Source organism: uncultured Senegalimassilia sp. (assembly GCF_902464545.1).
Lineage (GTDB): Bacteria > Actinomycetota > Coriobacteriia > Coriobacteriales > Eggerthellaceae > Senegalimassilia.
This window is the reverse complement of the sequence record NZ_CABQJR010000003.1, coordinates 87,850-101,446: the sequence shown is the minus strand read 5'-3', so window position 1 is coordinate 101,446 and position 13,597 is coordinate 87,850. Positions and strand designations below refer to the sequence as shown.

At 63.9% G+C, this 13,597-nt stretch carries 12 protein-coding genes and 1 tRNA gene; 1 reads left to right on the top strand and 12 read right to left on the bottom strand.

Going from position 1 to position 13,597, the window contains the following annotated elements:
• Positions 1-55: 55 nt before the first annotated feature.
• From RDW26_RS01645 to RDW26_RS01635, 3 genes are all read right to left on the bottom strand, one after another.
• Entirely contained in the window at positions 56-775 is a 720-nt protein-coding gene (locus RDW26_RS01645; RefSeq protein WP_307982248.1) for a CPBP family intramembrane glutamic endopeptidase, read from the bottom strand.
• 265 nt (positions 776-1,040) lie between these two features.
• A complete protein-coding gene (locus RDW26_RS01640) occupies positions 1,041-1,754 on the bottom strand; it encodes a LytTR family DNA-binding domain-containing protein (protein ID WP_042432415.1) in 714 nt (237 codons plus the stop codon).
• Positions 1,755-1,974: 220 nt separating this feature from the next.
• On the bottom strand, positions 1,975-3,486 hold the full coding sequence (locus tag RDW26_RS01635) for a Sapep family Mn(2+)-dependent dipeptidase (protein WP_307982247.1): 1,512 nt from the start codon (positions 3,484-3,486) through the stop codon (positions 1,975-1,977).
• Positions 3,487-3,548: 62 nt separating this feature from the next.
• Between RDW26_RS01635 and RDW26_RS01630 the strand changes: the two genes are divergently transcribed.
• A tRNA-Leu gene (locus RDW26_RS01630) sits at positions 3,549-3,632 on the top strand.
• Between the two features lie 43 nt (positions 3,633-3,675).
• Here RDW26_RS01630 and RDW26_RS01625 read toward each other — a convergent pair.
• From RDW26_RS01625 to RDW26_RS01585, 9 genes are all read right to left on the bottom strand, one after another.
• Positions 3,676-4,992 carry a histidine kinase gene (locus RDW26_RS01625; protein WP_307982246.1) on the bottom strand — a complete coding sequence of 439 codons (1,317 nt, stop codon included), beginning with the start codon at positions 4,990-4,992 and terminating at the stop codon, positions 3,676-3,678.
• Between the two features lie 58 nt (positions 4,993-5,050).
• Positions 5,051-5,878: a sulfite exporter TauE/SafE family protein gene (locus RDW26_RS01620; RefSeq protein WP_307982245.1), complete on the bottom strand. Its 828-nt coding sequence runs from the start codon at positions 5,876-5,878 to the stop codon at positions 5,051-5,053.
• Between the two features lie 18 nt (positions 5,879-5,896).
• Positions 5,897-7,192, bottom strand: a complete 1,296-nt coding sequence (locus RDW26_RS01615; RefSeq protein WP_307982244.1) for a hypothetical protein — start codon at positions 7,190-7,192, stop codon at positions 5,897-5,899.
• Between the two features lie 187 nt (positions 7,193-7,379).
• Entirely contained in the window at positions 7,380-8,390 is a 1,011-nt protein-coding gene (rsgA, locus tag RDW26_RS01610; RefSeq protein ID WP_307982243.1) for a ribosome small subunit-dependent GTPase A, read from the bottom strand.
• A gap of 18 nt (positions 8,391-8,408) precedes the next feature.
• The gene (locus RDW26_RS01605) at positions 8,409-8,990 is read right to left on the bottom strand and encodes a hypothetical protein (RefSeq protein ID WP_307982242.1); all 582 of its coding nucleotides are present in this window, start codon (positions 8,988-8,990) and stop codon (positions 8,409-8,411) included.
• Positions 8,987-10,522, bottom strand: coding sequence for a potassium transporter TrkG (locus RDW26_RS01600; protein WP_307982241.1), 1,536 nt, complete (start codon positions 10,520-10,522; stop codon positions 8,987-8,989). The genes RDW26_RS01605 and RDW26_RS01600 overlap by 4 nt, the downstream gene beginning before the upstream one ends.
• A gap of 49 nt (positions 10,523-10,571) precedes the next feature.
• Positions 10,572-10,709: a hypothetical protein gene (locus RDW26_RS01595; RefSeq protein WP_199669273.1), complete on the bottom strand. Its 138-nt coding sequence runs from the start codon at positions 10,707-10,709 to the stop codon at positions 10,572-10,574.
• A 206-nt stretch (positions 10,710-10,915) separates the two neighbouring features.
• The gene (gene htpG / locus RDW26_RS01590) at positions 10,916-12,871 is read right to left on the bottom strand and encodes a molecular chaperone HtpG (RefSeq protein WP_307982240.1); all 1,956 of its coding nucleotides are present in this window, start codon (positions 12,869-12,871) and stop codon (positions 10,916-10,918) included.
• 260 nt (positions 12,872-13,131) lie between these two features.
• Positions 13,132-13,596 (bottom strand): PIN domain-containing protein, encoded by a 465-nt coding sequence (locus tag RDW26_RS01585; protein WP_307982239.1) that lies wholly within the window; start codon positions 13,594-13,596, stop codon positions 13,132-13,134.
• Position 13,597 lies beyond the last annotated feature (1 nt).

The following is a 13,597-nucleotide window of genomic DNA, read 5'->3' as shown; positions in this document are numbered from 1 at the left end:
ATTTCTCAAAGCGGGTATGTATACTACACGTTAAGACGTATGCACGCAAGTGCTATCACGCAATTTCTTTGCGAATTTTCAAGACGATGCCTGAGAGCATAAGGACCGACACCGCAAGCAGCACGGTGTCGCCCATCGCCCCCGATGCATATGTTTCGGGCATCGTGCCTGTTAGGAGCACGTTTGGCGTCATATACAGAACATCGAAGCCGGCATGGATGAATGCGCAAGGCCATAACCGACGCGTTCGCACATACAGCGCACCCAGGATCACGCCAAACAGCAGAGCCTGCCCAAACTTCAACGCCGTCTGCAAAAGCACCAGCTGGCCTGCCGATACATCGGGCGCGCCCACGTGCAGCAGCGCGAACAACGCCGCTGACGCCAAGATGGCGCGCTTCGTATCCAACGCCCGCTCGAACGCCTCTATGCCCAGCACACGCATGAACGATTCCTCGTACAGACCGGTGAGCAGGCAGATGCCTAACAAGAGCAGCAGGTTTTCCATAAGGTCGACAGCCGACGGCAACACAGCGGATACAAAGCCCGCCCCGTTGCCGCTATTAGCGAAATACCAGGTCAAAATGGTTATCGCACCGCCGACAAGACCCGTTAAGAGTAAGGTAATCCCTGCAAAACGCACAGTGTTCCGTTGTTGCACAGATTGAGTACAACGCTTGAGCGCATCAGGAACGGCGAACCTCACGGCCACAAGTGCGACCAGCGCCAACACCGCTTCCTGCAGCATCGCGGCCAGCAGCGTATCGGAAGGCATGGCGTTCATAGTCGCAAATGATACGACGAGCAGCACAGTAAATGCCGCAGCGGGCTTTCCGCTTCGCACCTTACGCACCTCCTCCGCGCATACTCCTCCGCCCCGCTCCCGTCACTTCAGTAGGTTCGCCCGCAGATTCCCCGCGCAAGCCTGCAAGTACGTACCGAGCAGCCAAGCGCCTTCCGCATCTGATGGCAAAAAGGCCGGCGCCTTTCGGCACCGGCCTGATACTTGGCTCATATTCCCGAGCTCAACCAGCTGCTCCTTACAGGCCCAGCGCCTTCTTCAGCGCGGACACGCGGCGGCGGCTGACGGGGATCTTCTCTTCCACGCCGTTGAGCGTGAGCAGCAGCGTGCCGCCGGCGACGGGCTCGATCTCCTCGACCATGGACAGGTTCACCAGATAGCCGCGGTGCACGCGGAAGAACCCGTGGCCGTCCAGGCGCTTCTCCAGCTGTGCCAGGCTGACGGTGCTGAAGTAGCGGTCCGTGTCGGTTTGCAGGTACGCATAGTCGTCGCGTGCCATGACGAAACGGATCTTATCGATGCTGATGAGGATCTTCTTACCGGCCTTCTCAACCGGGATGCGCTCGGACTTCTGGGCCTGCGCATGCAGCTGCACGTGCTCGCGAACGCGGGTGATGGCCTGGGACAGGCGGTCGGTTTCGACCGGCTTCACCAGGTAATCGATGGCGTTGACCTTGAAGGCGTCAAGCGCGAACTCGCTGTAAGCGGTGACGAACACCACCGCGGGCGGGAACTTCAGGTGCTGCAGGGCCTCGGCAAGCTGCAGGCCGGTTGCCTCGGGCATGTTCACGTCCAGGAACATGACGTCGCAGGGATATTCTTTCAGCTTCTCGATGGCCTCGCGCACGCTTGCCGCCTCGGCGACGACCTCCGTTTGACCCAGTTCGTCGAGCAGGAACTTCAGTTCGGAGCGCGCAGGGGCCTCGTCGTCGACGATCATCGCTTTCAACATAAGTAGGGCCTCCTTGCTTTCCTTTTATCAGATGGCGAATCTGAGAATCATTTCTTCCTGCAGTGTAGCATACGGCGATGCGCTGGCGCGTTGCCTTATGTAAAGCAGACCGTTTTTCCCAACAATTTGCGCTGCGAACGGTCGAGTTAGGGGTTTAAGCGGTCGATTTCGGCGGTGAACGGTGGTTTCCGCGCACACGCTTGACAAGACCGCGCTTACCCTACAAGTCGAGCTGCATGAGCTTGCCGATGGTGAGCGCGTAGATGCGGAAGGCCTCCTTCAGCAGCTGCTCGCCAACGCCCTCATCGGGACCGTGCATGCCGCCCACCCACTCGGGCGCCTGCTCCCACGGCTTCTCGGGGCCGAAGCTTGCCGCGCGGGAGAACTCGCGTGCATACGTGCCGCCGCCCATGGTGAACGGCTCGGCATCCTCGCCCGTGGCCTGGTTGTACGAGGCCAGCAGCGCCTGGATGGCCGGCCCCTGCGGGTCGAGCAGAAACGGCGCGTCGTCGCGCGTCTTCTCGCACGTGCCGCCCGCCGCCTTCGCCAGCGCCTCCAGCTTCGCGTGCACTTCGTCGCCCGTGATGGCGGTAGGATAGCGGACGTCGATGGTCTGCGTGAAGCGGCCGTCCTGCATGGCGGCGCGCCCCGCCACGATGGTGAGCTCGCCGAAATCGGCGTCAGAGCAGGCGAGGTCGACCGTGGTGCCGTCCGTTGCCGCCGCGATGCGCGCCACCGTCTGGAAGTAGGCGCGCTCCTCTTCGCCGATCAGGCCGCTCTCCAGCAAGTAACCGATCAGCATCCCGATGGCGCTCACGCCGCCCTGCGGCAGGCTCGCGTGCGCGCTGCGACCCGTGGCCGTGATGCGCGCCAGGCGGCAGCCGGCCGCGTCAGTCTGCGCGCCGGCAGCTTCCAAGGCCGCCGCGGCATCGCGCTCGTCGAGCAGCTCCACCTCGATGCCCTGCGCCGCCGGGAGCTCGCACGCCCCCGCGCGCATCACCGCCTGCGCATGACCCGGCACCGCGTTCACCGCCGTGCCGCCTTCGAGCGAAATCACCGTACGCCGCTCAACCGGCACATCAGCGCTGGTCATAAGGCTGTGATAGATACCCTTCTCGCCGTAGCACACGGGGAACTCAGCATCGGGTGTGAACAGGAACGCCGGGTCGGTGTGGTGAGCGCGGTAGTAATGGACGTCGTCCATACGCGTTTCCTCGTTCACGCCGAAGATGAAGCGCAGGGTGTAGGGAAGCTGCGGCGCCTGGCCGTCGAGCTGCATGCGGCGCCACAGGTTCATAGCGTGCAGCGCCACCACGCTCGGGCCCTTGTCGTCGATGACGCCGCGGCCCAGCAAATAGCCGTCCTTGCGCGTGACCTGGTACGGCTCGAAATGCCAGCCCGGGCCCGCCGGCACCACGTCGATGTGGCCGATGATGCCCAGCTGCTCTTCGGAGGCTCCGACAAGATCGGCGTAGCCGACGTGGCCGGCGTCGTCATGAACCTCGAAGCCCATGTCGTTCGCCATGGCGAGCGCGGCGTTGAGCGCCTTGCGCGGGCCGGGACCGTACGGCGCGCCCTCGGCCGCTGCGCCAAGGTCCTCGAAGCTGGGGATGCGCACAAGCCTATCGATATCGGCGACGATATCCTCCCAATGCTCGTCAAGGTAACGATCGATGCACTGCTCGAGCAGCTCGTCCGACGGCATAGCCGTTAATGCTGCGTTCTCAACCATGAAGTCATCTCCATTTCCTGTTGTGCGGACCAGAATCATCCGGTACAATGGTAAAGCTCAATGCCCGAGTGGCGGAATGGCAGACGCGGCGGTCTCAAAAACCGTTGTCGAAAGACGTGCGAGTTCGACTCTCGCCTCGGGCACCATTCGCAATCAACGGCCCCGCATCCGCGGGGCCGTTTTCATTCTCTAATACTGTCTTAAAGCGCCTTCGACCAAAACCAGGCGCACCGTGGTGCCCTGACCCAGCTCGCTTTCCACTTCCAAATGCGTGCCCGCGCCGAAATACCCGCAGATGCGGTCGTGCACGTTGCCCACGGCTATGCCGCAACCCGTCGTGGAACCGGGATGGAGGATGTTGTTGCAAGCCTCCTGCGTCATGCCGTTGCCGTCATCGATAACGGAGACGATGACATCGTCGCCTTGCCGCACGCCCTCCACGCGGATGGTCAGCTTGCCCTCGGAGGGCATGGCGTGGCGCACCGCGTTCTCCACCAGGGGCTGGATCAAGAACGGCGGCACCATCATATCCTCGACCTCGGGCTCCACGTTGCAGATCAGCTCCAAACGGTCCTCGCCGAAACGCGCCAGCTCGAACATGAAGTAACGCTGCGTCTGCTCGAGTTCGCGACGGAACTCGATCAGGTCGCCGGAATCCTCAAGCGTGCTGCGGTAGAACTTCGCGAACTCGCGCAGCAACGTGCGGGCACGTACGGGGTCGGTGCGCGTGAACGACGCGATGGTGTTGATGGTGTTGAACAGGAAGTGCGGGTTGATCTGGCTTTGGAGCATCTTGAGCTCCATCTTGGTTGCCAGGGCCGTCTGCTCCTCGAGCGCCGATGCCGCCATCTGCGTGGACAGCAGCTGGCCGAAGCCGGTGGCGATGGATTTCTGGGTTTCGCTGATGTGGTTGGCACGGCGATAGTAGAACTTCAGCGTGCCCTTCACATCCTTGCCCACGGTCAACGGCACGATGATGGCGGCGTTGATGCCATGGGTGCCCTTGGGGAAGCCGATCTCCTCAGGGGTGAACAGCACGCGCGTCTTGCCGTCCGCCAGCGTGGAGTACGTGGCATGCGTGCGGATGACGCTGCCGGAAAGGTTGCGCGATTCCTCGTAGCCGGCGTAACCCAGGATGAAGCGGTCGTCGGTGATGGCCACGGCGATGGCCGCGGTAGAGGGCAAAAGCAGGCTGCAGATGCGCTGGGCTGATTTGCTGTCCAGGCCTTCCTCGCCCATGGCCTCAAGGGTTTGGCTTGCCAGCTGCAGCACGTTGCTGGATTGGCGCGCGCGCACGGAGTCGGGGTCCATGAGCAGGCGGATGAGCACGGTGATGGACAGGGTGAACACCATGCCCGCGATGAACAGCGCCAACACGCTGACGACGGGCGATACCAGGTTCCAGATGAGCACAAGGCCCGATAGCGCCACCATCACCGACATGAGCATCTCGAGCGTGAAGTAACGCGGAAGCCTTGCGCGGTTATCCTCCATATCGACGTTCATACGCCGACTCCTTCCTTGTCGGGCACGACGGGCAAGCCGAAAAGGCCCGCGTGCGGCGTCAGCCCAGTATACCGAATTCGTTGAGCATGAGCATGACGGCCGCCACCAGCAGAAAGCCGCCGAAGATGAACCGCAGCTGCCGCTCGGGCACCACGCGCACCAGCCGCGCGCCCCCCAGGGCGCCGGGGATGCTGCCCACCACGATGGCGATGCCCGCCAGGTAGTCGATGTTGCCAAGCAGGCCCTGCTCGATGACGCCGGGGATGGCCAAGATCATGATGGCGATGAGCGACGTTCCCGAGGCAAGGCTCATGGGAATGTCCAGGACGGCCAGCATAAGCGGCACCATGATGAAGCCGCCGCCCACGCCCACGTAGCCCGAGGCCAGGCCGGCGATCAAGCCGATGCACGCGCCCTGGAGGTACTGCTTGCGGGAAAGATGCGGCTGGTCGGGAACGGGTTTCGGATTTGCGGAATGGGCGGAAGCGGCGCCCGCGCGGGGCGTGGGCGCGCACTTCACAGCTTTCTTGAACATCTTGAACGCGCTGAACCCGATGACTATCGCCGCCACACAGATGACCAGCCAGCCGGGCGAGACGCTTGCCAGCCACACGCCGAGCGGCGACATGACCGCGCCGCCTACGCCGAGCGCCAGGCCGAGCTTGGGCACGCAGGTTTTCGCGCGGGTATGCGCGACCACGCCCGAGATGGACGTGGGGATGATGGCGAACAGGCTGGTCGCCGTGCTGGCAAGCGGGCTCATGCCGAACGCCAGGCGGAAGATGGGCACCATGATGGTGCCGCCGCCCACGCCGAGAAGCCCCGACATCACGCCGACGAACACGCCCGCCAAAGCGGGCGCGATGAAGGCTGCGAACACGTCCATTGCGCCGCGCCGCCTTCCCTATTCGGCTATGTTCAGGCGGATCTCGCTGGTCACGCCCGGGTCGACGCCCGCGCCGGCTCCCGCCACGGGGAACGCCGCCGCCATGTTCGCCGCCGCTTGACGACGCGCCACGGACTGCACGATGGCCGTGTGCAGGATCTGGTCGCTGTCCATACGGGCCATGAGCTCGGGCCATACGAACTGGAACTCGAAATACTTCGAGCAGTTGCGCTGCGCGTACATGACGGCCTCGGTGCGCGCGGCCTTGGCGGCCTGACGGTACGCCTTCTTGTCCTTGCGGGCAAGGCTGCGCAGGATGGCCGTGATGCGGATGCGCTTTGTGATGCCCGGCTCCAGGAACGGGCCCGGATAGGGCTCGAGGGATTGCGGCTTGACCTGCATCAAGTCGATCTGCGTGCGGCTGTACTCCATCTTGCGGTACTCGTAGAGCCAGCGGTAGATGTCCTGACGGAAGCGCGTGCCCTCGCTGGTGGACGCCGGCGGCAAGTGGCGCAGGCTCCACTGGTTGTCGAACCAGATGTCGCTGCCGTACATGCGCAGGTTCAACATGTAGTCCAGGTCCTCGCCGCGAGCGACCCACGGATCGAACGACAGGCGTTTGAACGCCTCCTTGTGAATGGCCAGGCAGCCGCCGCACACATGGTTGCTGCGCGACAGGCGCGGGCCGCGCATGGCCTTCGTGATCCACTTATTGAAGGCCTTGCCCTGCTGCCAGAAACGGTTGTACCACTTGTCCTGGCTTTTCGACAGGTACGAGCCCTCGGAATTCAGATAGTAGCCGGTCTTCGCCAAGATAGGCACGCCCTTGCGCGTGAGCTTGCCCAGGCCGTAGACGCCCTTCTGCAGGAAGTCGGCGTCGTCGATGACCTCGTCGTCGTCGAGGAACACGATGGAGTCGAAGCCCATGACGTTGGCGAGCACCAGGCCCAGGTTGCGGATGGCGCCGTAGCCGACAAGGCCGATCTCCTTCGACAGCTTGCCCAGGCCCAGCTGCTCCATGCGCTGCTGCACCAGGTTGCACTCATCGGCGCCGATGATGGCGATGTTGAGGCTGGGGAAGCGCGAGACGATGTCCTGCACCTTCTCGGCGGCTTGGTCGGAGATAGCGGGCTCGGCGGCGACCAGCACGATGATCTGCCCGATGCCGCGAACCTTTTGCAAAGACGTGAGCAGACGCGGCAGCTCGCCGGGATTGCTCAACGGGGTGGTGTGGTCGTACGTGGCGATCACGCTGCCGGAATCCTTTCGGCGGCGCGGCGACACGAACGTCGGGATTACGATGACCGGATTCATGCACGTCCTTTGTTTCGGGTCCGTTTACGCCGAATGCGGGTTGCCGGGCCGCGGCCGTGGACCGGGCGCAGCAGCCGCACGCCGACGTGCGCGTTGCTTTCGGTTAACCCTTATATTGTAGCGTGTTTGGCAAGCGAGCGCGAAACGGCCCGGCAATCGGATGGAGACGCCATGGACGTCGCAGGTGCTAGCGGCGGCGCTTGCCACGGCCCGGACGACCTCCCTGGCCGCCGCGCTTCTTGTCGCTGGCCTTCTCGCCGCGCATGCGACGGGCCTCCTCGCGGCGGTCGCGCAACGTGGCCGTCTCCTGCTTGAGCGCCTGATAGCTGGCGAAACGCTCGGGTGCTATCTCGCCGGATTCGACGGCGGCGCGCACGGCGCAACCCGGTTCGTTCTCATGCTTGCAGTCGCGGAAGCGGCACTGCTGCGCCACCTGCTCGATGTCGGCGAACGCCGCGCCGATGCCCGCGTCGGCGTCCCACAGCCCCAGGCCGCGCACGCCGGGCATGTCCACCACGTACCCGCCGCCGGGGATGGCCACCATCTCGCGGCTGACCGTGGTGTGACGGCCCTTGCCGTCGCCCTCGCGCACCGTGCCCGTTTCCTGCACCTCTTCGCCGACGAGCATGTTGACCAGGCTGGACTTCCCCACGCCCGACTTCCCCACCAGCACCGTGGTGGTACCGGGGGTCATGAGGGCGCGCACGGCCTCCACGCTTTCGGCGTTGCCGTCCGACACCACCAGCGTGCGCACGTCGGGACCCGCCAGCGCGCGGACGCGCTCGGCCACCTGCTCCACCTGCTCCTCGCTCTCGGCAAGGTCGGCCTTCGTGAGCACCACCGTGACGGCGGCGCCGGTCTCGTACGCCAGCACCAGCTCGCGCTCCAGGCGGCGCAGGTTCACCTCGGCCAGCGGCTGGGCCAAGATGACGCGGTCGAAGTTCGCCGCCAGCACCTGGGGGACAGCGCGCTCGGTGGGGTCCTTGCGCACGAAGGCGCGCTCACGCGGGCAGATGGACTCGATGATGCCCTTATCATGGCCCTCCGGCGCGTTCACCTCGACGAAATCGCCGATGACGGCACGGACCTTCTCGCCCTTGACCAGGGCCGTTGCGTGTTCGCAGCGCACAAGGCGCCCATCCTCGCATCGCACGAGCGGATACCCGCGGTCAAGTTTCACAACCTGCGCTCTCTGCAAGCTTTCCTCCTTGTAGCCTTATCGCTGGCGTTCGCGCAGCAGATAGAACACCACCATCATGGCCAGGCCGATCATGACGGTCACCATGCCCGGGATGAACGCGTTGATGTCGAACTCGTCGGGAGTGGCCTTGCCCTTCTCCGTGACCGTCACCACCTGCGCATGCAGATCGGATGCGCCGTCGTGGTCGGGACACGCCAGATTGAACGTGCCGCGCACCTGCAGCGTGGTGCCCTTGCGGCCATAGGTGCCGTACGTGTCCACCTTGTCGGCGGACTCGTTGGTAAGGTAAACGGACACCGTGGACGAATCGGAGTGCGATGCCAGCTGCAGCCAGCAATGGCGGCCGTCGCCGGCGGTGATGCGATCGCCCACCACCTCGCCGGTGACCTGCACCGTCTGCTTGTCGTAATAGGTATCAGCCGTGCTCAGGTCCGTGATGGACGTGTCGTAGATAAACGAGCTGTCGGGCAGCTGCGTGACGTTGACGGCGTTGTCGCCTTCGGCGGGCTCGTCGGCGAAGGCTGCCTGCGGGCACGCGAACGCAGGGAGCGCCAGCGCAAAGGCCAACGCCGCGGCGGCCATTCCTTTCCGCATCATGAGCGCCTCACCAGCCTGCTCCTTACCACCCTGCGCGGATCGAGCGTCACCACGACCTCGACGATGAGCGCGATCAGCGTGAGGAACTCCAGACGGCCGGCCCACATCTCAAGCATGTAGAACAGCTCGAGCGACGCGGGCATGCCCTGGGAGCACACGCCTGACGAGATGCCGCCGTTGGAGGCCATGGCAACCGATTCGAAGATGGATTGCGTGGCGTCGTAGCCGTGCGCGATGCCCACAAGCGCGCCCACGGCGTAGGTGACCACGTACAGCACGAACACGGTCATGGCCTGCTTGACCACTTCAGGCGACAGGATGCGCCTTCCCAGGTGGTAGTACGACACCACCACTCGCGCCGAGTCGGGCGCCAGCGTCTCCTTCACCGTGGCCACCAGCGACTTGATGATCAGGCCCATGCGGCTGAACTTGATGCCGCCCGACGTTGATCCGGCGCCGCCGCCCACGCACATGAGCGCGGCGATGACCAGGAACGCGCCCGAGGTCAGCGACGTGGTCAACTGGTTGGTGGTGACGTTTTGGAAACCCGTGGTGGAGAACGCCGACACGATCAGGAACACGCCGCGGCGCATCATGGTGGCAAGGTTCGAGAAATCCGAGCTTGCCGACACCGACGCGGCGAACACCAGGGTCATCACGGCGATCCAGATGAACATGGTGCGGATTTCCATGTCGCGGAAGTACACGTTCAGGTGCCCCTTCCACAGCTCGGCATGCAGCACGAAGTTCACCGATCCGATGATCATGAGGAGCATCAGCACCACTTCGATGGGGAACGAATGGTAGTACAGGATGGACGTGCTCATGGGCGCGAAGCCGCCGGTGCAGAAGCTGGAGATGGCCAACCACAGGCCGTTGAGGAACGCGCGCGGCGCCTCCATGCCGGCGAACGCGCACATGACGGCCAGCACGGCGGTGGCCACAAAGATGAAACCCAGCGACAGCTTTGCGATGAACTGGGCGGTTTGCACGATGTTGGGGACCACGTGCTCGCTGCGGCCCTCGGACATGTACAGGCTGGCGCCCGAGCGCTTGCCGAACAGGCCAAACGACAACGCCACCACTACCAGGCCCAAGCCGCCTAGCAAGATCATGATGAAGCGCCACATGCTGTCGGCATAGGACAGGTGGTCAAGGTCGGAGATGATGCTGGCCCCTGTGGTGGTGATGCCCGAGACGCCGTCGAACATGGCGTCAAGGAACGTGTTGTAGTGGCCCGAAAGATACAGTGGAATGGTGGCCATGAATGCCAGGACCACCCACGCCAGGCCCGTGACCACCAACGCCTGTTGACGGTTCAGGCGCCCGGGCTCGATGCGCAGGAAGCGCAACGCCGACCCGACGATGAGCGATAACCCTATGGAAAGCAGGTAATGGCTTGCAGGGGTCCATTCGCGGAACACGATGGCGGTGACCAACGGCACGATAAGCGCCACGGACGAGAAAAGCACCAGCATGCCCAGGTAATGGCCGATGACCCTGACGTCATACCACGTGAAGCGCTGCCACATAGCGGTGCCTACCCCCGCCGCCCGGCGCGCAAAATGTGCCGTTGCGAGCTCATCCCACCACGAGCCTAACCAAGATCATGATGATCCACAGCGACAACAGGAAGCACACGCAGCTCAGCACCACCACCGTGAAGCTGATAAGCGGCGTTTCGATCATCTGCAATATGTCGTGGATGCTCTTCTGCATAGCGTGAACATCATAATACAAAAAGCCTGCCGGCCCTGTTGAGGGCCGGCAGGCTTCACATTCGGAATGGGCTGCGGCAGGTGACAGGCGGTTGGGGCCGCGCGCCGAGCGCGGGCGTGCCGCCCGGGACGACGGGGCCGCGCGCCGCCGGGTTGCGCAGGCGTTCCCGGACCGTGTGCCGTGTGCCGTGTGCCGTAAACGGCCGCTTAGGCCATCAGCTTCGTGACCGCGTTCGCGTAGGCGACCGGGTCGGCGATGGGCATGCCCTCGACGATGAGCGCCTGATCGTACAGGATCTCAGTGTAGAGCTTCACCTTCTCGGCATCGCCGGCGGACTGGGCGTCCTTAAGCACCTGGAACACCGGGTGCTTCGCGTTCAGCTCGAGCACGCGCTGCGACTTCACCTCGCCCATGCCGTCGGGCATCTGCGACATGAGGCGCTCCATCTCAAGCGACACGGGGCCCTCGGTGGTGACGGCGGACGGCGCATCGGTCAGGCGCGTGGACACGGCCACCTTGGTGACCGCGTCGCCGAGCTGCTCCTTCATGGCAGAGAGCAGGGCCTCGTTGTCCTTCTCGGCTTCCTCGGCCTCCTTCTTCTCCTCCTCGGAGGCGAAGTCCAGGTCGCCCGACGCCACGTTCTTGAGCTCCTTGGGGCCGGTTCCCTCGATGTCCTTGCCCTCGGCGTCCTGCTCGGCCTCGGGACCGTAGGTCATCATGGCCTGGAAGCAGAACTCGTCGACATCCTTCGTGCACAGCAGCACGTCGTAGCCCTTGCCGAGCACCGTGTTCACGATAGGCAGCTTGGCCAGACGGTCGATGCTGTCGCCGGCGGCATAGTAGATGGACTTCTGGTCGGCGGGCATGGCCTCGAGGTACTCGGCCAGCGTGACCATCTTCTGCTCCTTGGCGCTGTAGAACAGCAGCAGGTCGGCCAGCTCGTCTTTGAGCATGCCGTAGCTGGTGTAGATGCCGTACTCCAGGCCGCGTCCGAAGTCCTCGAAGAACTTCTCGTAGGCGGCGCGGTCGTTCTTCAGCATCTTCTTCAGCTCGCTCGTGACCTTCTTCTCCACCTTGCGGGCGATGGCGTGCAGCTGGTTGTTCTGCTGCAGCGTCTCACGCGAGATGTTGAGCGTGAGGTCCTGGCTGTCCACGACGCCGCGGACGAAGTTGTAGTGGTCGGGCAGCAGGTCCTCGCACTTCTCCATGATCAGCACGTTGGAGCTGTACAGCTCCAGGCCCTTCTTGTAGTCCTTGCTGTACAGGTCGTACGGCGCGCGGCCGGGGATGAACAGCAGCGCGTCATAGGACAGCGCGCCCTCGGCGTGGATGGAGAACGTGGCCGCCGGGTCGGTGAAGTCGTGGAAGGTCTGCTTGTAGAACTCGCTGTACTCTTCCTGTTGTACGTCGGACTTGCTGCGCTTCCAGATCGGCACCATGGAGTTGATGGTCTCGACCTCGGTGTACTGCTCGTACTCGGGCTTGTAGTCGTCGCCGGCGTCCTCGGGCTTGGGCTTCTGGCGGGACTTCGAAACCTCCATGCGCACGGGGTAGCGCACGTAGTTGCTGTAGCGCTTGATGAGGTCCTTCAGACCGTACTCGCTGAGGAACTGATCGAAGTTCTCCTCGTCGGTGTTGTCCTTGAGCGTAAGGATGATGTCGGTGCCGTTGCCCTCGCGCTGGGCCTCCTCGATGGTGTAGCCCTCGACGCCATCGGATTCCCAGGCCCACGCCTGGTCGCTGCCGTAGGCCTTCGACACCACGCGCACGGATTTGGCCACCATGAACGCGCTGTAGAAGCCCACGCCGAACTGGCCGATGATGTCGACGTCGTCGCCCTGCTGCTCGGCGTTCTCCTGCTTGAAGGCCATGGAGTCGGAATGGGCGATGGTGCCCAGGTTGCGGTCCAGGTCCTCCTGCGTCATGCCGATGCCGTTGTCGGACACGGTGATGGTGCGGGCGTCCTTATCGAAGGCGACGTCGATGCCGAGCTGGTCCTTCGTCAGCTGGATGCTGGAGTCGGTGAGGCTTTTGAAGTACAGCTTGTCGACGGCGTCCGACGCGTTGGAGATGAGCTCGCGCAGGAAGATCTCGCGGTTGGTGTAGATGGAGTTGATCATCAGGTCGAGCAGCTTCTTGCTCTCTGTCTTGAACTTGCGCATAGGTGCGGCGCTTCCTTTCCGTTCGTGCTTCGGTGCTGCGGGGCCGGCCGCGCGGCGCGGGGACGCTTCGTTCACCTGGTGAAACGCAGGCTTGCGGCGCCCGCCCGCAGGCGGGGCGCCGGGCCGTGCATACCCCGGCGAATGAAACGCCCCGCAGATGCGGGGCGCGTTAGCAGTCTCACAGCTTGAGTGCTAATTTCGATTGTAGTCTGGCACTTGGGAGTGTCAAGTGACAGGAAGGTGACAGCGGGAAGGCTTCGCTAAATCTCGATTTGCGTGTAGTCCAGATCGCGGTTCTCGCACAGCCATTCGAACATGCCCGGCACGTTCGTGACCTTGACCAGGCCGTTTCCTAGGCCGTCCGGTTCGTGCGTGAGCAGGAAGTCCGCCCGCAGGTCGATGGCGGCGTTGACCATGAGCTGGCCTTCTGGGTTTTGCCCCGACGAGGCCAGCATGCGGTCGATGTTGGCCTCGGTGAGATCCGCCACCTGCACGAAGGTGCGCAGGCCGCGGGTGCGCTCCATGGCGCGCGGCAGCAGCTCGGGCTTGCCGCCCTCGGAGAGCAGGTAGACGAGGTCGACCACCTGCGGGGCGGTGACCCACAGGTCGAACTCGCCGACGCGGCCGGCGACCATGAGCATGCGCGTTTGCTGGTAGAACGGTTGGCGCTCGTTCATGAAGTCCATGACGACTTCGGTACCAAGCAGGACACGGGCCTGAGGCATG